General features: G+C 73.4%; 21 protein-coding genes. 13 read left to right on the top strand and 8 right to left on the bottom strand.

Translation table 11 applies throughout. The annotated features are described in order from the left end of the window. Positions 1-3: 3 nt before the first annotated feature. Positions 4-636, bottom strand: a complete 633-nt coding sequence (locus BLV02_RS34645; RefSeq protein ID WP_069111314.1) for a dihydrofolate reductase family protein — start codon at positions 634-636, stop codon at positions 4-6. Between the two features lie 74 nt (positions 637-710). Here BLV02_RS34645 and BLV02_RS34640 point away from each other — a divergent pair, with 74 nt between their 5' ends. Further along, on the top strand, positions 711-1,595 hold the full coding sequence (locus BLV02_RS34640; RefSeq protein ID WP_069111315.1) for a LysR family transcriptional regulator: 885 nt from the start codon (positions 711-713) through the stop codon (positions 1,593-1,595). Between the two features lie 9 nt (positions 1,596-1,604). Here the strand turns inward: BLV02_RS34640 and BLV02_RS34635 are convergent, their stop codons facing one another. Together BLV02_RS34635 and BLV02_RS34630 are read right to left on the bottom strand one after the other, a co-directional pair. Then, positions 1,605-4,376, bottom strand: coding sequence for a glycoside hydrolase domain-containing protein (locus BLV02_RS34635; RefSeq protein WP_069111316.1), 2,772 nt, complete (start codon positions 4,374-4,376; stop codon positions 1,605-1,607). 207 nt (positions 4,377-4,583) lie between these two features. Further along, complete coding sequence (locus tag BLV02_RS34630; RefSeq protein ID WP_074946993.1) at positions 4,584-5,144, bottom strand: TetR/AcrR family transcriptional regulator; 561 nt, start codon at positions 5,142-5,144, stop codon at positions 4,584-4,586. A gap of 81 nt (positions 5,145-5,225) precedes the next feature. On the opposite strand from BLV02_RS34630, the gene BLV02_RS34625 reads away from it, so the two are divergent. The 5 genes from BLV02_RS34625 (at position 5,226) to vanX (ending at position 9,020) form a co-directional block, all read left to right on the top strand. Continuing rightward, on the top strand, positions 5,226-5,981 hold the full coding sequence (locus BLV02_RS34625) for a nuclear transport factor 2 family protein (protein ID WP_069111317.1): 756 nt from the start codon (positions 5,226-5,228) through the stop codon (positions 5,979-5,981). Between the two features lie 19 nt (positions 5,982-6,000). Then, a complete protein-coding gene (locus tag BLV02_RS34620; protein ID WP_069111318.1) occupies positions 6,001-6,285 on the top strand; it encodes a putative quinol monooxygenase in 285 nt (94 codons plus the stop codon). Between the two features lie 128 nt (positions 6,286-6,413). Further along, positions 6,414-7,382 (top strand): D-isomer specific 2-hydroxyacid dehydrogenase family protein, encoded by a 969-nt coding sequence (locus BLV02_RS34615; protein ID WP_069111319.1) that lies wholly within the window; start codon positions 6,414-6,416, stop codon positions 7,380-7,382. Then, positions 7,379-8,422: a D-alanine--(R)-lactate ligase gene (gene vanA, locus BLV02_RS34610; RefSeq protein WP_069111320.1), complete on the top strand. Its 1,044-nt coding sequence runs from the start codon at positions 7,379-7,381 to the stop codon at positions 8,420-8,422. The genes BLV02_RS34615 and vanA overlap by 4 nt, the downstream gene beginning before the upstream one ends. Beyond that, entirely contained in the window at positions 8,412-9,020 is a 609-nt protein-coding gene (gene vanX / locus BLV02_RS34605; RefSeq protein WP_069111321.1) for a D-Ala-D-Ala dipeptidase VanX, read from the top strand. Before vanA ends, vanX begins: the two co-directional genes overlap by 11 nt. On the opposite strand, the gene BLV02_RS34600 is transcribed toward vanX, so the two are convergent. After that, positions 8,996-10,111 (bottom strand): sensor histidine kinase, encoded by a 1,116-nt coding sequence (locus tag BLV02_RS34600; RefSeq protein WP_069111322.1) that lies wholly within the window; start codon positions 10,109-10,111, stop codon positions 8,996-8,998. The genes vanX and BLV02_RS34600 overlap by 25 nt on opposite strands. Continuing rightward, entirely contained in the window at positions 10,104-10,784 is a 681-nt protein-coding gene (locus BLV02_RS34595) for a response regulator transcription factor (RefSeq protein ID WP_069111323.1), read from the bottom strand. The genes BLV02_RS34600 and BLV02_RS34595 overlap by 8 nt, the downstream gene beginning before the upstream one ends. An 87-nt stretch (positions 10,785-10,871) precedes the next feature. On the opposite strand from BLV02_RS34595, the gene BLV02_RS34590 reads away from it, so the two are divergent. After that, positions 10,872-11,381: a M15 family metallopeptidase gene (locus tag BLV02_RS34590; RefSeq protein WP_069111324.1), complete on the top strand. Its 510-nt coding sequence runs from the start codon at positions 10,872-10,874 to the stop codon at positions 11,379-11,381. Positions 11,382-11,388: 7 nt separating this feature from the next. Next, positions 11,389-12,180, top strand: a complete 792-nt coding sequence (locus BLV02_RS34585) for an alpha/beta fold hydrolase (protein ID WP_069111325.1) — start codon at positions 11,389-11,391, stop codon at positions 12,178-12,180. Here the strand turns inward: BLV02_RS34585 and BLV02_RS34580 are convergent. Together BLV02_RS34580 and BLV02_RS34575 are read right to left on the bottom strand one after the other, a co-directional pair. Continuing rightward, on the bottom strand, positions 12,170-12,811 hold the full coding sequence (locus BLV02_RS34580) for a DUF1345 domain-containing protein (RefSeq protein ID WP_069111326.1): 642 nt from the start codon (positions 12,809-12,811) through the stop codon (positions 12,170-12,172). The two genes, BLV02_RS34585 and BLV02_RS34580, sit on opposite strands and share 11 nt — an antisense overlap. Next, positions 12,811-13,917: an AI-2E family transporter gene (locus tag BLV02_RS34575; RefSeq protein ID WP_069111327.1), complete on the bottom strand. Its 1,107-nt coding sequence runs from the start codon at positions 13,915-13,917 to the stop codon at positions 12,811-12,813. Before BLV02_RS34575 ends, BLV02_RS34580 begins: the two co-directional genes overlap by 1 nt. 202 nt (positions 13,918-14,119) lie before the next feature. On the opposite strand from BLV02_RS34575, the gene BLV02_RS34570 reads away from it, so the two are divergent. The 4 genes from BLV02_RS34570 (at position 14,120) to BLV02_RS34555 (ending at position 18,736) form a co-directional block, all read left to right on the top strand. After that, entirely contained in the window at positions 14,120-14,926 is an 807-nt protein-coding gene (locus tag BLV02_RS34570; protein WP_069111328.1) for a mechanosensitive ion channel family protein, read from the top strand. Positions 14,927-14,987: 61 nt separating this feature from the next. Then, positions 14,988-16,229, top strand: a complete 1,242-nt coding sequence (locus tag BLV02_RS34565) for an MFS transporter (RefSeq protein ID WP_069111329.1) — start codon at positions 14,988-14,990, stop codon at positions 16,227-16,229. Between the two features lie 660 nt (positions 16,230-16,889). Continuing rightward, positions 16,890-18,212, top strand: coding sequence for a GGDEF domain-containing protein (locus BLV02_RS34560; RefSeq protein ID WP_141711562.1), 1,323 nt, complete (start codon positions 16,890-16,892; stop codon positions 18,210-18,212). Continuing rightward, the gene (locus BLV02_RS34555) at positions 18,209-18,736 is read left to right on the top strand and encodes a nucleotidyltransferase domain-containing protein (protein WP_069111330.1); all 528 of its coding nucleotides are present in this window, start codon (positions 18,209-18,211) and stop codon (positions 18,734-18,736) included. Before BLV02_RS34560 ends, BLV02_RS34555 begins: the two co-directional genes overlap by 4 nt. Before the next feature lie 9 nt (positions 18,737-18,745). Here BLV02_RS34555 and BLV02_RS34550 read toward each other — a convergent pair whose 3' ends face one another. After that, positions 18,746-19,645 (bottom strand): AraC family transcriptional regulator, encoded by a 900-nt coding sequence (locus BLV02_RS34550; protein ID WP_069111331.1) that lies wholly within the window; start codon positions 19,643-19,645, stop codon positions 18,746-18,748. A gap of 121 nt (positions 19,646-19,766) precedes the next feature. On the opposite strand from BLV02_RS34550, the gene BLV02_RS34545 reads away from it, so the two are divergent. Then, positions 19,767-19,958: a ferredoxin gene (locus tag BLV02_RS34545; protein WP_069111332.1), complete on the top strand. Its 192-nt coding sequence runs from the start codon at positions 19,767-19,769 to the stop codon at positions 19,956-19,958. The last annotated feature ends 5 nt before the right edge of the window (positions 19,959-19,963 follow it).

Below are 19,963 nucleotides of genomic sequence, written 5' to 3'. Positions count from 1 at the left end.
CGCTCAGGAGCCCGCGCGGGTGAACGTCACGTGCGTGACGCCGCTCGGCGACGAGGTGGCCTCGACCCGGTAGTCCTGCTCCAGGCCCTCCAGCCCGTCCCAGAGGCGCACGCCGCGGCCCAGCAGGATCGGGACGATCGCCACGTGCAGCTGGTCGATCAGCCCGGCGGCGAGGAACTCGCGGATCGTCGTCGGGCCGCCGCCGATGCGCACGTCCTTGCCGTCCGCGGCCTCGCGGGCCGCCGCCAGCGCCTCGGCCGGCGACGCGTCGAGGAAGTGGAAGGTGGTGCCGCCCTCCATCTCGATCGGCGGGCGGGTGTGGTGGGTGAGCACGAAGACCGGCGTGTGGAACGGCGGGTTGGGGCCCCAGGCGCCCTTCCAGTCCGGGTCGTCCTGCCAGCCGGGGTGGCCCCACTTCCCGGCGCCCATGATCTCGGCGCCGATGCCGGGGTCGTGCCGCTGGACGTACGCGTCGTCGACGCCGCCGCTGCCGCCCGGGTCCCACCAGCGGGTCGCGAACATCCACTGGTGCAGCCGGTCGCCGGCGTGGCCGAAGTGCGCGTCGGCGCTCTGCCCCTCACCGGTGCCGTAGCCATCGAGGGAGATGGCGAAGTTGTGAACGCGAGCGAGTGCCATGGACCGAGCGTGCGCCGGATCGACTCATACGTCTAATGTCAATGGTCTCGCTGTCCCATAGAGGGGGTCGATGCATGCTCGACGTCACCCGGCTGCGGGTCATCGACGCGCTCGCGCGGCTCGGCTCGGTCACGGCGGTGGCGAAGGAGCTGCACTACACGCAGCCGACCGTCAGCCACCACCTCGCCCGGCTCGAGGCCGAGACCGGCGCGCAGCTGCTGCAACGCGCCGGCCGCGGGGTCCGGCTCACCCCCGCCGGGCGGCTGCTGGCGTCGCGGGCGGCGGAGATCCTCGGGCGCATCGACGCCGCCGACGCCGAGCTGTCCGCGCACGTCGGGCTGAGCGCCGGGCGGGTGCGCCTGGCCAGCTTCTCGTCCGTCATCGGCTCGCTCATCCCGCGGGCGGTGGCGGCGCTGGCCGACCAGCATCCCGGGCTGCGGATCGGCCTCACCGACACCCAGCCGCCGGAGGCGCTGGAGCTGCTGCGCACCGGCGCCATCGACGTCGCGATCATCTTCCGCTACGACGACACCGAGCCCGAGCCGCCGCACGTCCGCCTGCACCACCTGCTCGACGACCCGCTGTACCTGCTGTCGACCAGCCCCGGGCAGACGCTGTCGTCGCAGCGCGACGCCACCTGGATCGCCGGCTGCGACCGGTGCCGCATCCACCTGCTGTCCATCTGCGCCGACGAGGGGTTCGAGCCGCGCATCGGCTACACCTCCGACGACATGGTCGTCATGCAGGCCCTCGTCGTCGCCGGCCTGGGCGTCACGACCAGCCCCGGGCTGGCCCTGCGCGCCCACCGCGCCGATGGCATCGAGGCCAGCGAGCTGCCCGGCTCGCGCCAGCACATCTACGCGGCCACGTACGGCGAGCCGCCCGACCCGCCCGCCACGGCTGCTCTGCTGGCGGCGCTGGCCGACGCGGCCGCCACCATCGCGCCCGCGCCGGCCTGACCGCGTTCCTCAGTCCGGGGTGCAGCGCAGCCAGGCGCCGGCCCAGTCGGCGTGGTCCTGCCCGTTGCCGTTGCCCGCGTCGTCGACGACGAGCGCCAGTGTGCGCACACCGGTCACGTCGACGTCGACCCAGCGGGCCGCGGCCGAGCCGGTCATGACCGGCGACACGTAGAGCTCGCGGCCGTCCGCCTCGACCCGGAACCGGACGCTGCCGCCGGCGACCTCGTCGTCGACGCCGATGTCGGTCTGGAACCGGCTGCACCGTCCGGCGAGGTCGAGGACGATGCGGGAGGCCGCGTGCGCGCCGATGCCCTTGCCGTACTGGCGGCCGCCGATCGTCATTCTGGCGCCGTCGCCGGGCTGGTCCTCGCCGTTGCTGGCGTCGCGTTCGGCCGGGCCCCAGCCGTTGGCCTCGGACACCCAGTCCCAGTCGGACACGTGCCGGCCGCCGGAGACGACGTCGACCCGCCCGCCGCCGACCGCGGCGCCGCCGTGGCGCACCTCGACGTCCACGGTGGTCCAGCCGGTGCGCCCGCCCGGGCTGAGCTGCACCGAGAGGTCGGCCGTGCCGCCGGGCGGCAGCGTCACCGGCGCCGGCGGCGTCACGACCTGCCAGAAGCCGAGTCCGGAGACGGCCAGCTCGACGGTCTGCTCGCGGCTGGACGCGTTGGCGACGGGCACCGCGATGGTCACCGGGCTGGTGGCGTCGGGCGAGCTGGCCGGCGCGGCGGCCGGCGGCGCGGTCAGCTCGACCGGCGGCCGGACGGTGAGGTCGGTCGCGAACCCGGCCAGCAGCCGGCCGGCCGGGTCGGTCACCGCGCCGCCGAGGTAGAGGTAGGCGCCGGCGTCGTCGTGGACGCTGACCTGGAGCTGCCACGTCGCCTGCTCCCCCGGCAGCAGCGCGCCCGGCGCCGGACCGGACACCACGCGCGCGGACCACCCCGGCTGGCCGGGCAGGTCCAGCCGCGGCGCGGGCACCGGCCGGTCGCCGGTGGCCACGGCGGTCACGGTGACGTCGACGACGTCGCCGGGCGTCACCTCGGCGTCCGTGCGCGACACGGTGACCTCGAGACCGCCGTCGGGCAGCAGCCCGTCCAGCACCGCGCGCCGGCCCAGCAGCATGGCCGACCACGCCGCCGGGGTGCTCTCGGCCCGCGGGTCGATCGCGTCGAGGACCTCGGTGAAGACGGCGTCGTCGCGGCCGTTCCGCTCGGCGTACAGCCGCAGCAGCTCGGCGTCGTCGAGACCGTCGGCGAACGCCTCCCAGCGGATCGACGACACCGGCCCGTCGGCGCCCGGGTAGACGATGTACTCGTCGCCCTGGCCGTACCGGAAGCTGGGGTCGTCGTGCACGTCCTGCGGCCACGAGTTGTACGTCCACCGCAGGAAGCCGTCGAGGTCGCGCTGCGCGACCACCCAGCCGAGCACGCGGGCCGAGACCGGCGGCGACGCGGTGACGGTGTTGGGCCGCAGCGGGTTCATGTAGGTGTAGAACAGCGTCGGCTTGCCCTCGGCCTTGCGCCGGGCGATGTCCTCGTCGGGCACGCTGTCGAGGAACGAGTAGTTGTAGCTGACGTAGTCGGCGTAGTCCTGGACGTCGAGGCTGTTGGCGGCCACAGCGATCTTGCCCAGCCACTGCGGCGCCTCGTCCTCGAGCACGTCGAAGACGGTGGCCATTTCGTTGGCCGGCCGTTCGTCGAAGCCGAGCGAGGCGTCGCCGAACCAGCCCTTCTCGGTCAGGTGCTCGGAGAACGCGCCGAGGAACTGGCCCCAGCCCTCGCGGTAGCGCGCGTCGCCGAGGTCGACCTCCTCGACCACTCGCTCGCCGGTGCGGGTGTCGGTGTAGACGAACCGCTCGCGGTGGTCGAACTGGAGCATCGCGAAGGCGTGGATGCGCTCGCCGATGCCCGCCGCCCGCGACTCCTCGACGTACCGGTCGAAGACGCCGAAGTCGAAGTCGAAGCGCTCGCCGTCCCACCGCCACTCGACCGTCGACGCGAAGTGGCTCCACGTCTGCGGCCGCCACTGCCCGTCGTGGGTCACCATCCACGGGTCCTCGGTGACGGCGACGTTGACGACGCGCTGCCCGTGCTCGGCGAGGTCGCTCAGGTACGGCCGCATGGCCGTCCAGTGCTCCTCGCTCCACAGCGCCGTGCCGGTCTGGTCGGCGACCGCGTCGGGATGCGCCCAGAGGTCCAGGATGAACGGCCGGTCCGCCATCGGGTCCAGCGCGACGTCCGCGACCACGACCTGCAGCGTCCACGTGCCGATGCCGCCCGTGGCCGTGCCGATCTGCACCGCCGCGGTGTAGACGCCGGGCGCCGCGCCGGCCGGGACGTCGACGCTGAACCACACCGGCTGGCTGGTGCCGCTCTCGACGTCGACGGCGGGGACCTCGCGCAGCGGGTCGGCGATGACGCCGCCGGAGTCGAACGGGATGAACTCCGGGTAGCGCACCTGGACGGCGCCGGCCGGCAGCGTGCCGCCGTGCCGGGACCGCGGCCGGTCCACCGACACCGTCAGGTCGTCCAGCCCGGCCGGCGCGTGCACCGCCAGCTGCGCCGACCCGCGCCCGCCGGCCGGGGTCTCGAGCCGCAGCACCTGGTCGCCCGCGAGCGCGGCGCCCGGCACCGCGTCGCGGCCGACCCGGACGAGCGAGGAGCTGGCGAACGACCCGGTCGGCAGCCAGACGACGGCGCCGGCCTCGGTGTCCGCGGCGCCGGCCGGTTCCTGGCTGCTGGCCGGTGCGGCCGCCAGTAGCGCGGCGATCAGAGCGGCCATACCCGACAAAGCGAGAAGGCGAGAGCGCATCTGCATACTCCTGACCGAATAGGAGAGATGTCGCTCAGATTCGCGCATGCCTTCCCGCCCCGTCAAGACCCTCCCTACACCGCGGACAGCGCGGCCGTCGGCGGCATCCGCGCGGCCGGTCGCCCGACACCCAACCGCCCGGCGCCGATCCGCCCGCCAGCCGCCGGCAACCGGGCGTCAGCCGCCGATGACGTGGTCGGCGAGCTGGCGGGCGGCGGCGGCCGGGTGGGCGGCGGGGCGGGTGGCGCCGACGGCGAGGGCGCCGTCGATGAGGAGGAACAGCTGCGCGGCCGCCGGGTCCGGCCGGGGGTGGCCGAGGGCGCGCAGCTCGGTCGCCAGGAGGTCGTGCACCCGCTCGCGATACCGCCGCGTGACCGCGTGCGCCGGGTGGTCCGGCGCCAGGGCGAGCTCCGCGGCGAGGTAGCGGCAGCCGCGGAAGTCGGGCTCCTGGATGACGCCGTCGAGCCAGTCGAAGATCGCCAGCAGGCGGCCGCGCGGGTCGTCGCCCGCGGCCAGCATGGCCCGCCGGTACGCGGCCTCGTCCTCGTCGGCGCTCACCCGCAGCACCTCGGTGATCAGCCCGTCCTTGCCGCCGAAGTGCTCGTAGAGCGACCGCCGGGCCACGTTCGCCCGTTTGAGCAGGGCATCGACGCCCACGGAGACGCCCTGCTCGTAGGTCAGCTCCTTGGCCGCGGCCAGCAGGCGCTCACGCGGTCCCGGCACCGTGCGTGTGGTCACGGACCCCACTCTACTTGACCAGTAGATCGACCGGTCTATATGGTGCATAGACCGAATGGTCTATCTATCAAGGAGCCCGACATGCCGACGACGACTCGCACGACGGCCGACACCGTCGACCGTTTCAACCGCGCGTTCCTGGACCACGACGCCGAGGCGCTCACCGAGCTGGTCGGGGCCGGCTGCGTGATGGACGCCATCCAGCCGGCCCCCGACGGCGCCCGCTACGTGGGCCGGGAGGCCTGCCTGACGTTCTGGCGCGAGCTCGCCGCCGACCGCACCACCCGGTTCGAGCCCGAGGACGTCGCCGTCGCCGGTGAGCGGGCGACCATCCGCTGGCGCTACCGCTTCGGCGCCGGCCCGGACGGCTCCGTGCGCGGCGTGACGCTGCTGCGGGTGCGCGACGGCCTGATCGTCGAGGCGCTCGCCTACAGCAAGACCGGCGGCGTCCCGCTGGCCCCCGACGCCGCAAGCACCGCCGGCGCCGGGCGCAGCACCCGCCAGGTCCTCGACCAGTACAACGAGGCCTTCCGCGCGCACGACCCCGCGCTCCTCGCCGGCCTGATCGCCGACGACTGCGTCATCGAGGACTCCGGCCCCGCACCCGACGGCGTCCGGCGCGAGGGCGGCGCGGCGTGCCTGGCGCGGTGGTCCGAGCTGGCGGCGAACCCGGAGCTGCGGTTCACACCGGAGCCGGCCGAGATCCACGGCGACCTCGCCGTCCAGCCGTGGCTGCTGCAGTGGGGCGACGGCGAAGAGGACCACGTCCGCGGGGTGAACCTGCTGCGCGTCCGCGCCGGCCGCATCGCCGAGGCCCGCGGCTACGTCAAGGCCTGACGACCCCGGAGGAGCAGACATGATCATCATCGCCGGCCACGAACTGGTCGCCGCCGACGAGCGCGACGCCTTCGTCGCGGCCTTCCGTGGCCTCGTCACGCGCGCCCGCGGCACCGACGGCTGCGTTCACATCGCCATCACCGCCGACTCCGTCGACCCCGAGCGCGTCAACGTCGTCGAGGTGTGGCGCGACGCGGACGCGCTGAAGGCCTGGCGCCGGCGCGCCCGGGGCCCGAAGTCCGCGACGCCCACCCACCTGGACATCAGGCGCTACGACACCACCGACGGCGGCCCGCTGGTCTGAGCCATCGGCAGCGGTGCGTATCGGTGCTCATTGCAAAGCGGCGCACGCACCTGCCCGCCGGCGCATATCGCCGGCGTATCGATTTCCCCATACGCGACGGCAACACCGCGCCGCCTTGACTTGACGGCGTGAGCCAGCGCGAACCAGCCCGAACGGGTATCACGGTCTACGGCTGCGGCCCGGACGAGGCCGCGCTGTTCCGGCGGCTGGCGCCGGGCTTCGGCGTCGTGCCGACGATCACGGCGGAGCCGCCCGCCGAGGCGACCGCCGGCCTGGCCCGCGGCAACCGCTGCGTCAGCGTCGGCCACCAGCACCGGGTCACGAACGCCACGCTGCGCGCGCTCGGCCGGACCGGCGTCGGGTACGTCTCGACCCGGAGCATCGGCTACGACCACATCGACGTCGGCTACGCGCGCAGCGTCGGCATCGCCGTCGGCAACGTCGCGTACTCCCCCGACAGCGTCGCCGATTACACGCTGATGCTCATGCTGATGGCGCTGCGCGGCGCCAAGTCGGTGCTGCGCCGCGCCGACGTGCACGACTACCGGCTCGGCGACGTGCGCGGGCGGGAGCTGCGCGACGTCACCGTCGGGGTGGTCGGGACGGGACGCATCGGCGCCGCGGTCGTCGACCGGCTGCGGGGCTTCGGCTGCCGGGTGCTGGCCCGCGACCGGAGCCCCGCTGACGTCCCGCTCGACCGGTTGCTGCGGCACAGCGACATCGTCACGCTGCACACCCCGCTCACCGCGGACACCCGTCACCTGCTGGACGAGCGGCGGATCGGGCTCTTGAAGGACGGCGCGATCGTCGTCAACACCGGACGCGGCCCACTGGTCGACACCGAGGCGCTGCTCCGGGCGCTGGAGAGCGGGCGCCTGGGCGGCGCGGCGCTGGACGTCCTCGAGGGCGAGGAAGGCATCTTCTACGCCGACCGCAGGCACCGCCCGATCGAGAGCAAGACCTGGCTGCGGCTGCAGGAGCTGCCGAACGTGCTGATCAGCCCGCACACCGCCTACTACACCGACCACGCCCTGAGCGACACGGTCGAGAACAGTCTCATCAACTGCGTCAACTTCGAGAGTGGGGAAACGGCATGAAGAGGTTGAAGGTCGGCGTCGTCTTCGGCGGCGTGTCCGAGGAGCACCCGATCTCCGTCAAGTCCGCGCGGGAGGTCGCGGCGAATCTCGATCCGCGCCGGTACGAAACGATATGGATCGGCATCACGACGACCGGCGCCTGGACGCTCTGCGACGGGCCCGGCGAGGGCTGGGAGGACGGGGCGCGCCCGGCGGTGCTGTCGCCGGACCGCGGCGTCCACGGGCTGATCGTGCTGGACGAGGGACGCTACGAGACCATCCGCCTGGACGTCGTGCTGCCGGTGCTGCACGGCAAGCTCGGCGAGGACGGCGCGATGCAGGGCCTGCTGGAGCTCTCCGGCATCCCCTACGCCGGCTGCGACGTCCAGAGCTCCGCCGTCTGCATGGACAAGTCGCTCGCCTATGTCGTCGCCGCGAGCGCGGGCATCGCGACGCCGCGGTTCTGGACCGTCCTGGCCGACGAGAAGCCCGATGGCGGCGCGCTGACCTACCCCGTCTTCGTGAAGCCGGCCCGGTCCGGGTCGTCGTTCGGGGTCAGCAAGGTGACGAGCGAAGCGGACCTGGCCGACGCGGTCGACGCGGCGCGGCGGTACGACTCGAAGGTGGTGATCGAGGAGGCGGTCGCCGGCAGCGAGATCGGCTGCGCCGTGCTGGGGAACGGTACGGACCTCACCGTGGGCGAGGTCGACCACATCGCGCTGTCCCACGGCTTCTTCCGGATCCACCAGGAGAGCACGCCCGAGTCCGGGTCCGACAACTCGACCCCGATCGTGCCCGCCGACATCCCGGCGGCGTCGCGCAGGCTCGTCCAGGAGACCGCGAAGGCCGTCTACCGCGCCCTCGGCTGCCGTGGGCTCGCGCGCGTGGACCTGTTCCTCCGCGGCGACGGCACGGTGGTCCTCAACGAGGTCAACACGTTCCCCGGCATGACGTCGTACAGCCGCTACCCGCGGATGATGGCGGCCGCGGGGAGGCCGATGGCCGACGTGCTCGACCGCATCGTGTCGCTGGCGCTGGAGGACCACGCCGATGACCGCTGACTTCGTCGTCGTGGACGAGCACGTGCCCGGCATCCGCTGGGACGCCAAGTACGCCACCTGGGACAACTTCACCGGCAAGCCGGTGGACGGCTACCTGGCCAACCGCATCGTCGGCACCACGGCGCTGTGTGCGGCGCTGCGTCGAGCCCGCGTCCGGGCCGAGGCGCTCGGCTTCGGCCTGGTGCTCTGGGACGCCTACCGCCCGCAGCGGGCCGTCGACAGCTTCCTGAACTGGTCGAAGCAGCCCGAGGACGGACGGACGAAGCTGCGGCACTACCCGAACCTCGACCGTCCCGAGATGGTCGAGCGGGGCTACGTGTCGGCCCGGTCCGGCCACAGCCGCGGCAGCAGCGTCGATCTCACCCTCTATCAGCTGGTGACCGGTGAGCTCGCCCCCATGGGCGGCGACCACGACCTGATGGACTCGATCTCCCACCACGGCGCGACGGGCATCACGCAGGCCGAGGCGAGGAACCGCCGCTACCTCTGCTCCGTCATGGAGGCCAGCGGCTTCGTCCGCTACGACGTCGAGTGGTGGCACTACACGCTGCGCGACGAGCCCTACCCCGACACCTACTTCGACTTCCCCATCACGTGAGACGGCGCGGCGGGCAACCGCAGCGTGACGCGCAGCCCTCCGGTGTCGCGCGGGGTGAGGGTGAGGGTGCCGTCGTGCGCCTGGGCGATGCTCGTGACGATGGCCAGGCCGAGGCCCGTGCCCTCGTGGTCGCCGCGGACGCGGTCGACGCCGCGCTGGAACGGTTCGGTGAGGGTCGAGACCTGCCGCGGCGAGAGCGGCGCGCCGGTGTTCTCGACGGTGAGGGTGACGGCGCCGTCGTGCGCGCCGGTCGTGATCCACACCGTGCCGTCGTCGGGCAGGTTGTGCACGATCGCGTTGTGCACGAGGTTCGTCGTCAGCTGCAGCAGCAGCGGATGCGAGCCGACGGCCGCCGCGGCGTCGCCGGACGTCTCGATGGTGCGGCCGCGCTCCTCGGCGAGCGGCAGCAGCGTTTCGGCCGCCTCCTCCGCGAGCAGCGACAGGTCGACCCGCTCGCGTGCGAACGAGCGCTGGTCGGCCCGGCTGAACAGGATCAGCGCCTCGGTGAGGTCGATGGCGCGGAGGTTGACGGCGTGCAGGCGCTCGACCAGCCGGTCGGTGTCGTGGTCGGGGTCGGCGCGGGCGACGTCGAGCAGGATCTGGCTGACCGCCAGCGGGGTGCGCAGCTCGTGCGAGGCGTTGGCGGCGAAGCGCCGCTGCTCGGCGACGTGCGCCTCGAGCCGCTGGAGCATGCGGTCGAAGGCGTCGGCCAGCTCGCGGAACTCGTCGTTGCGGCCCTCCAGCTCGATGCGGTGTGAGAGCGATCCCGTCGCGGCCTTGCGGGTGGCGTCGGTGATGCGGGTCAGCGGGGACAGCATGCGCCCGGCCAGGATCCAGCCGCCGACCAGCCCGAAGACCAGCAGGAACAGCAGCATCGCGGCCGCCACCGGGCCGAAGACGGCCGGGCCGCGGTTGCGCGGGTTGAGCGCGAGCGGCAGGTTGGAGAAGTCCGGTACGAGCGTGCGCAGCGGCGCGTCGCGCATGAGGTACACCCACGACGCGGCGAGCAGCAGCACACCGGCGATCATGAGGAAGCCGGCGTAGCTGAGCGTGAGCTTGACCCGCACACTCAGGCCGGGCGGCCTAGCCACGCTCGTCCCGGTCGCCGGTGTCGATGCGGTAGCCGACGCCGGGCACCGTCGCGATCAGCCAGGGCTCGCCGAGCCGCTTGCGCAGCGCCGACACCGTGATGCGCACCGCGTTCGTGAACGGGTCGGCGTTCTCGTCCCAGGCCCGCTCCAGCAGCTGCTCGGCGCTGACGACGCCGCCCTCGGCCCCGACGAGCACCTCGAGCACGGCGAACTGCTTCCTGGTCAGCGCCACGTAGCGCCCGCCGCGGTAGACCTCGCGGCGGAACGGGTCCAGCCGCAGCCCGGCCAGCTCGCGCACCGGCGGCCGGTTGTACGCGCGCCGGCGGTCCAGCGCCCTGAGTCTGAGCACGAGTTCCTGCAGGTCGAACGGTTTGGTGAGGTAGTCGTCGGCGCCGAGCTCGAACCCGGAGGCCTTGTCGTCGAGCCGGTCGGCGGCGGTGAGCATGAGGATCGGCATGCCGCTGCCGGACGCGACGATGCGGCGGGCGATCTCGTCGCCGGAGGGCCCCGGGATGTCGCGATCGAGGACGGCGATGTCGTAGGCGTTGACGCCGAGCAGCTCCAGCGCGGCGTCGCCCTCGCCGGCGACGTCGGCGGCGATGGCCTCGAGGCGCAGGCCGTCGCGGATGGCCTCCGCAAGGAAGGGTTCGTCCTCGACGACCAGCACACGCATGGTCCCGATGCTACGAGCCGGGTGCTATCGCCCGCGTATCGAAAACCGCATACGCGACGGCAACACCGCGCTGCCTTGACTGGGGCCATGTCCTCCACCGAACCGGCCCTGACGACGACCCGGCCCGCCGACGCCGGCGCCCTTCCCAGCGGCGTGACGGTGTTCGACGACCGGTATCCCGGCGTCGCCAACCTCGACCCCGGCCTGCTCCGGGCGCTGCGCCGGGCGGCGGCGGACGCCGCGCGCGACGGCGTCCGGTTCACCGTCAACAGCGGCTGGCGTTCGCCGGACTACCAGGAGCGGCTGCTGCGCCGCGCGGTCGCGGAGCACGGCTCGGCCGAGGAGGCCGCCCGCTGGGTCGCCACCCCGGACACGTCGCCGCACGTGGCGGGGCACGCGATCGACATCGGGCCGGCCGCGGCCAGGGCGTGGCTGTCCGAGCACGGCGCCCGGTACGGACTGTGCCAGATCTACCGCAACGAGCCCTGGCACTTCGAGCTGCTCCCCGACGCCGCCGTCGACGGACCCCCGGCGATGTACCCCGACCCGTCCCACGATCCGCGGATGGGCGGTGACGGCCGCCGGGTGGGCGCATGATGGTGTCATGCGGATCGCGCTCCCGACGGGCGCGGAGCTGGCCGTCCACCAGCACGGCGACGCCGGCGGCGAGCCGGTGCTGCTGCTGCACGCGTGGGGCGAGACGCACCGGGTCTTCGACCGCCTCGTGCCGCTGCTCCCCCGTTCGCTGCGGCTCGTCGTCCCCGACCAGCGCGGCGTCGGCGCCAGCACGGCACCGGCCGGCGGCTACACGCTGGCCGACGCCGCCGCCGACGCCGTCGCGCTGCTCGACGCGCTGGGACTGGACACCTGCTGGCTGGCCGGGACGTCCAGCGGCGGGTACGTCGCCCAGCAGGTCGCGGTGGACCACCCCGGCCGGGTGCGCGGCCTGGTGCTGATCGGGGCGCCCAGCGATCTGCGCGGCCCCGTGCCGGCTGCTCTCGCCGGTCCGCTGGCGTCGTTGCACGACCCGGTGACCCGGGCCGACGCCGAGGCGCTCACCGGTGCGCTGCCGCTGCACGTCGCGGTGCCGGCCGGGTACCTCGACGACCAGCTGGCCGCCGCGCTGACCATCCCCCGCCGGGTGTGGCGCGCCGTCCTCGACGGCCTGGTCGGCGCCGTGCCGCCGATCCGGCGCGGCCCGATCGCCGTCCCCACGCTGATCCTCTGGGGCGGCGACGACGACGTGCTGCCCGCCGGTCAGGGCCGTGAGCTGGCGGCGGCGATCGAGGGCAGTCGTCTGGTGACGTACGAGGGCACCGGCCACCTCGTGCTGTGGGAGCGGCCGGAGCGGGTCGCCGCCGACGTCGTCGCGTTCGTGGCGGGCGTCAGGCGCTGACGATTCCGACGACGAGGTTGATCGTCGTGGCGAGGATCATCGCGCCGAACGCGTACGACAGCAGGCAGTGGCGCAGCACCACCGACCGGACGACGGTGCTGGTCACGGCGGTGTCGGACACCTGGTACGTCATGCCGAGGTTGTAGCTGAAGTACAGGAAGTCGCGGTAGCAGGGCGGGTCCGGCGCGTTGAAGTCGATGCCGCCGTCCGGGCTCGAGTAGTAGAGGAACGCGTACCGCGTCGCGTACATCAGGTGCAGGGCGCCCCACGACAGCAGGACGGCGGCCAGCGCCGCGGCCGCCGGCCCGGCACCGGCCGAGGACTCCCCGACGACCAGCAACACCACCACGGCGGCCAGACCGCACAGCGCCGCGGCGACCACCACCAGCTCGTCGACCAGCGGGCGCAGCTCCTCGCGTCGCACGCTCGCCCGGGTGGCGGCCGGGTCGAGCGACCACAACGTCGCCCACCCCGCGACGACGAACACCCCGGCCGCGACGGCGATACCGGCCAGCGCCCCCACGGTGGCGTCGGCCCACCAGGTCACCAGCGCACCGGCGAGCACACCGCCGGCCAGCGAACCCACCAGCCGGGCAACCGCGGTGACCGGGAGCCGGGACCGCTGCGCCATCAGTCGCGATGGCCGTTCAGGCGGGCCTCGTCGCCCGGCTCGACCGGATGCGCCTCGGCGAGCCGGCGCCGGAAGACGTAGCGGAGGACGACGGTCACGGCCGCCGTGACCGGGAGGGCGAGGATCGCGCCGACGAACCCGGCGAGGGCGCCGCCCGCGAGCACCGCGAGGAACACCGTCATCGGCGTCAGCGACACCGCCGACGCGAACACGCGCGGTGCGATGACGAAGTTCTCGAGCTGCTGGTAGGCGATGAAGAACACCGCCACGGCGACGGCGGTGCCGAAGCCGACGGTCAGTGCGACGAGCACCGCGACGACGGCCGCCAGGGTGGCGCCGACCTGCGGCACCGCGTCGAGGACCGCGACGATCAGCGCCAGCAGCGCCGCGTACGGCAGGCCGACGATCACGAAGAAGATCGCCGACGCGATGCCGGCGCACGCGCAGATGCCCAGCTGGCCGGTCACGTAGCCGCCGACCCGGCGGAAGACCTCGCCCACGACGGCGACGCGTTCGGGGTCGCCCGCCGCCCGCCCGGCGAACGCCCTGATCCGCGGCAGCGCCAGCATCGCGTAGACCGTCGTCGCGGCGACGGTGAAGCCGGTGAAGACGACGCCGACGACGCTGCCCAGGACGCCGAACGCCGCGCCCAGCGAGCTCGCGGCGAACGCCACGACGTCGTCGAGGGCGCCGCGCACCTGCTGCTCGAACTCCGGGCTGGCGAGGTGGTCGGCGAGGGCCGAACCGCCGAAGCGCTGGGACAGCCGGTCGAGCAGGGCGGGCAGGTCGTCGACGAGCTCCGCGGCCTGGTCGATGGCCGGCCGCAGCGCCAGCGTCACGAACAGCACGAGCCCGGCGAAGATCGCGGCGACCACGACGAGCACGGCGGTCCCGCGCCGTCCGACCCGCCGCTGCACGGCCCGGACCTGCGGTTCCAGGCCCGCGGCGAGCAGCAGGGCGGCCGCGACGGTGATGATCACGCCGCGCACCATCCACGTCGCCGCCGCCAGTGCGAGCACGCCGATCGCGACGGCCGTCGCCGCGGCCACGAAGCCCAGCGACGGCCGGCCGGCCGGGCGGGCCGTGCTGTCCAGCTCGTTCGACATGGTGTCTGCGCTTCCTCGGCGGGCGGCCGATTCGACGTCGGGGTATCTCACAGCATCGGCGAGCCAGGCGCCGCGGCCCTCACCCCGCCGGGGTGACGTGCGCACCGGCCGCCTGACGCAGCCTGGCGACACGGACCAGCCGAGGAGGCGCCGTGACCAGGGGTGCGAACCGCGCGAATCGGGACGAAGGCGACCCAGGCGCATGAGGGACTTCTTCTCCGGCCTGTCGTTCACCGCCTGGGACGTGGTCCTGGCGCTCGCCGTCATCGTGGCGGCGTGGCTCTGTGCCCGGTACGCGCGCCGCGCGGCCGACCGGATCCTCGCCGGCGTGCGGGTGCCGGACGATCTGCGGCGCGCCGGCGTCCGCCTCACCGGCTACGTCGTGATCTTCCTCGGCGTCGGGATCGCGCTGAGCCTGCTCGGCGCCTCGATCCAGCCGGTGCTGGCGGTGGCGATCCTGCTGGCCGTCGTCGCCTTCCTGGCCCTGCGCGGCATCGCCGACAACGTCGCCGCCGGCATCGTCATCCAGACCCGCCGGCCGGTCCGGATGGACGACACGATCGAGGCGCTCGGGTACACCGGCCGGGTCCGTGAGCTCAACAGCAGGTCCGTCATCATCGAGACGGCGGACGGGCGGGTCGTGCACCTGCCCAACCAGAAGCTCCTCGACAACCCGTTCGTCAACCACAGCGCGACCGGCCGTAACGCCTCCGAGCTGCAGGTGCGGATCGGCGGCGACGCGGCGGACGGGACGCCGGAGCTGATCGCCGGCCTGCTGGCGCAGACGCCGGGGGTGCTCGCCGACCCGCCGCCGCGGGTCCTCGTCCGCGCCGTCGAACCACACCGGACCACGCTGTCGGTCACCTGCTGGCACCGTCCGTCCGACGGCGCGGCGGTCGTGTCGGCGGCGGTGACGGCGCTCGGCCGGCGGCTGGCCGCCCCGGGCCGGCCGGTCTCCGTCGTCGCGCCGCCGCCCCTGCCCGCGCTGGTGCCGCCGCCGGACGTGTAGTCGCCGCGACAACCACCCCTGACTGCGCGCAAAGGCGTGGTCGGGCACACTCTTGGGCACGATGTCCGACTCGCCGGCCTCTTTCACCCAGGTGCTCGCCGTGCCGCAGTTCCGCCGGCTGTGGTTGGCGCACGTGTTCTCCGTCGTCGGAGATCAGCTGGCCCGGGTGGCGCTGACCGTGCTGGTCTACGAGCGGACGAACTCGGCCGGACTCACCGCCTTGACCTACGCGCTGACCTATCTACCCGACTTCGTCGGCGGCGCCACCCTGGCCGGCCTGGCGGACCGGTTCCCGCGGCGCAGCGTCATGGTCCACACCGACCTCGCCCGGGCCGCGCTGGTGGCGCTCATGGCGGTCCCCGGGATGCCGCTCCTCGCCCAGGCGGCGCTGCTGTTCGTCGTCCAGGCCGTGGCGAGCCCGTTCGCCAGCGCGCGGCAGTCGGTGCTCGCCGACATGCTGCCCGGCGACCAGCTCACCGCCGGGTTCGCCCTGGTGTCCATGACGTCGCAGGCGTCGTTCGCGGTCGGGTTCGGCGCCGGCGCCGCCCTGGTGGCCGAGTTCGGCACGAGCGCGGCCCTGCTCGTCGACGTCGTCACGTTCCTGGCGTCGGCGGCGATCATCCGGCTGGGCATCGACCCGTACCGGCCGGCCGTCGGTGCGGGACCGCGGGGCGCGACCGGGCCGCCGGCGCTCGGCTACTGGGCGACGGTGCGGGCCGGGTGGGCCGTCGTCGCCGGTGACGCGCGCCTGCGCACGCTGCTGGCCGTCGCCTGCTGCGCCGGCTTCTACGCCGTCCCCGAGGGTCTGGCGGTGCCGTTCGGCGACGAGCTCGGCGGCGGCACGGCGGCGGTGGGCTGGCTGCTGGCGGCCAACCCGGTCGGGACCGTGCTCGGCATGATCGGCCTGCGCTTCCTCGGCCCGCAGCGGCGGCTGGCGCTGCTCGGGCCGATGGCCGTCGGCAGCAGCCTGATCCTGCTGCCCACCGGATGGGCGCCCGGCCTCGCCGTGACGGTGGTGCTCTGGACACTGAGCGGGGTGCTGTCGGCGCATGACATCGTCGCCCAGTCCACCTACGTGCGGCTGGCGCCCGCGGAGAGCCGCGGGCAGGCGATCGGGGTCGCCGTCGCCGCGCTGCGGGCAGCCCAAGGCCTGGCGATCGTCGCCGCAGGTCTGCTGGCGCAATTCGCCGATGCCGCTGTGATCGTCGGTGTGGCCGCCGCGGCAGGCACGGTGGTGACCGCCGTCGCCGTCCACCGGTGGCGGCGTGCGGCCGCGGCCGGTCCGGAGCCACTCACGCCGTAGCCGATTCACACCGGCAGGAACGTCGGGCGGGGTCAGTCCCAGGAGTTGCCGCGCATCGTGGTCACCTCTCCCTGTGGGTCGCGTGGGTGCGGGCTCGCTCATCTCGTCAGTCCCAGCTGTTGCCGCGCATCGTGGTCACCTCTTCCTCGGGGGGTCTTCTGGTCGGGGGGCTCGTCTTCGGTCAGTCCCAGCTGTTGCCGCGCATCGTGGTCACCTCTTCCTCAGGGGTCGTCCGGTCAGGGGCTCGTCTTTCCTCAGTCCCAGCTGTTGCCGCGCATCGTGGTCACCTCTTCCTCGGGGGTCGTCCGGTCAGGGGGCTCGTGTTCTTCAGTCCCAGGAGTTACCGCGCACCGTGCTCACCTCCGTCTTTGCCGTCAGCCGCATCGGGATCGCTGCCCCTTCGTCAGTCCCAGCTGTTTCCACGCATGGCGAGGCCCTCCCCTCGATCGTCGAGACCGGCCGGCGGCCGGCCGGGCCGCGGCGGAACCCGTCGCGCGGTGACGCGTCTGGTCGGTTGTCCCACCTTTCGCTCCCACCTGTGGTCGTCAAGAGCGGTTACGGCTGGTGCGCCATCCATGTCTATTTTGCGTCCTACGTCTTGGTTATACTGTGCCGCACGTCCTCACATGGGGTTGGCGGAGCCCACCGGGCGGAGGAAGCGTGCACCGATTGCGATCGTGGCTCCGGGGCTGGGCGCTGTGGCGCACCCCCCGGCCGAGCCAGATCCTGATCATGGCGGTCAACGCGCTGGCCGTCGCCGTCGCCGCCGTGACCGTCGTCCTGGTGCCGGTCTCCATCGGGCAGAACGACCTGGTCCGCTTCGGTGTGCTGGCCGGCTGCGCGTGGGCCGCGACCGAGTTGACCCGGCACGTCGAGCAGCGACGAGCGGTGGCGCATTCGCCCGCCGTCGCGCACATCGACTCCGCCGCCGTGTGGGTCATGGCCACCACCATCGTGCTGCCGCCGTCGCTCGCCCTGGGCATGGTGGTGCTGACGAACGTGCTGCTCTGGGACCGCGTCAAGCGCCGCCGGACGCCGCCGTACCGCGCCGTCTACACGACGTCGACCATCCTGCTCGGCACGAGTCTCGCCGTCCTCATCCTCGCCACCGGCCTGAACGGCTACCCCGGCCTGCCGGCCACGGCCGTCGAGTTCGGTGTCATCGCGCTCGCCGCCGCCGTCGCCTGGGCCGTCAACTTCGGCCTCATCGTGGCCGCCATCGCCTCCCACAACCCCACCACGTCGGCCCGCGAGCTGTTCTCCGACCTCTCCGGGCAGATCCTCGAAGCCGGCGCGGCCGCGCTCGGTGTGCTCGTCGCCATCACCATCGTCACCACGCCGGTCGCACTGCCGGCCGTCCTGGTCGTCATCGTGGCGCTGCACCGCGGCAGCCTGGTCACCGGCCTCGAGAAGGCGGCCAGCATCGACGCCAAGACCGGCCTGGCGACGTCCGCGCGCTGGCACCACCACGCCGAGCAGCTGCTGGTGCGCGCCCAGGACGCCGGCACCGGCCTCGGCCTGCTCATGATCGACCTCGACCACTTCAAGAAGATCAACGACACCTACGGCCACCTGTTCGGCGACCGCGTCCTGCGCGCCGTCGCCGACGAGTTGCGCGGCGAGGTCCGCGAGCTCGACGCCTGCGGCCGCTGGGGCGGCGAGGAGTTCGCCATCGTCGTCGCCGACATCGACAGCGACCAGAGCCTGCGGCGCATCGCCGAACGCGTCAGGCTGCGCATCCAGGGCATCGTCCTCGAAGCGCCGGCGGGCGAGGACGTCGAGACGGTGACCATCACCGCCTCCGTCGGCGGCGTGCACCACGTCCCCGACGCCTCCACCACCGTCGACGACCTCGTCGCCGCCGCCGACTCCGCCCTGTACGAGGCGAAGCGCGACCGCAACACCATCCGGGTCTACCTCACCGCGCCGCCGCTGCCCACCGCCCTCGCGCCGGAACGCACCGAGGCGCCACCGCCGTCGTGACGACGCCGGACGCGCACGGGGCCGCCCAGGTGGCGGGCATCCACGCTGTCGTCGACGTCCTGCGCGGGGCGGGTGTGCCGGCCTGGCTGTTCGGAGGGTGGGGCCTCGACGCCCGGATCGGCCGCATCACCCGCGAGCACGGCGACGTCGAGCTCTGGGTCGAGCGGCCGGACGGTGACCGCGGCGCCGCGGCACTCACCGACGCCGGCGCCGTCGTCCTGGACACCCAGCCACCCGAGGAGTCGCGCGAGTTCAGCTGGAACGGGCTGGCCTTCAGCACCGCCTACTTCGACGCGCATGCCGACGGCACCTTCCGCCCGCAGGGCCGTTGGTCCGACTGGGTGTTCCCGGCCGGCTCGTTCGGCGACATCCCCGGCCACCTCGGCGGACGTCCCGTCCCGGCGATGAGCGCCGCCGGGATGCTGGCCATGAAGCAGCAGTTCCCCACGCTGCGCAACGGAGGCCCGTGGCGGCCGAAGGACGTCCGCGACATCGCGGCGCTTCGCGAACTCGTGGGCGCCTGACCGGCCCCCTCAGCCGAACTGGAGCTCCTGGCTCTGCTTGACGTTGGGCAGGTACTCGCGGCTCGTCATGTCGACCCGGCCGGAGCGGACGAGGACGCGGTACTCCTTCGGCGTCGTCTGCTTCACCTGGCGGAACCTGCGGTTGAAGTTCGAGAGGTTGCCGAACCCGCTGTCGGACGCGATGGTGGCGATCGGCAGGTCGGTGTCGCGCAGCAGGCGGCACGCGGCGTTGAGGCGCACGACCGTGATGTAGCGGGTGAGGGTCAGGCCGGTCGACCGCGCGAAGAGGCGGCTCGCGGCGCTCGCGTTCATGTGCACCGCGCCGGCGACGTCCTGCAGGGTGATGGCGGAGCGGTAGTGCTCGTGCACGTGAGCCACGATGGCCTCGATGCGGCGTGCGCTCGAGCTGTCGGCGCCCGACGACGACTGGCCGGTCGTGAGCCAGGTGTAGGGCTGCCGGCTGAGCGCGACGAGCAGGTGCAGCAGGGCGACCGTCTTCTCGGCGGCCGCGAGGTGGCCGAGCGTCGCCAGCGTGTCGGGCGCCTGGGTGAACCGCAGCCCGTTGGCCGACGCCGCCAGCATGGTGCTGACGCTGGCGAAGGCCGGCAGGTCGAAGAAGGTCTCGCCGAGGAACGACTTCGCGAAATGGACGACGATGGCCTCGCTCATGCCGCCGTCGGGGATGGACGCGTACGTGTGGGCGAGTTGCGGGCCGATGAGGACGAGGTCGCCCGGCTGGTACTCCTCGATCGAATCGCCGATGAGACGGGTGCCCACGCCGCTGACGATCTGAACCAGCTCGAATTCCGGATGGGCGTGCATCCGTGGCGGTAGAACGGGCGACTTGAACCGGAAGTAGCGCCATCCGAGCGGGTAGAGCGGCTCGAGATGCTCATACGCAACCGGCATCGCACCCTCCTCGTGGGCAAAAATCGTACCAGTTCCGAGCGAGCACGGCGTTGTTGCGCCCGTCGCCGATCCCCGACGCTGAACCCATGGTCTTCTCCATCGAAACAGTGAGGCGGGCTCCATGAGGATCGACGTGAACGAGCCGGCCTGCGTGGGCTCCGGCCAGTGCGCCCTCGTCGCGGAGGACCTGTTCGACCAGGACGACGACGGCATCGTCATCGTCCTCGCCGACCACGTCGCGCCCGAGCTCGAGGACGCGGCCCGGCGGGCGGCGGCGCTGTGCCCCGCCCGGGCGATCGCGCTGGCGGAGTGAGCGGC

Source organism: Jiangella alba, assembly GCF_900106035.1.
Lineage (GTDB): Bacteria > Actinomycetota > Actinomycetes > Jiangellales > Jiangellaceae > Jiangella > Jiangella alba.
Note: the sequence above shows the minus strand (reverse complement) of the source record. Positions and strands in the feature narration are given on the sequence as shown.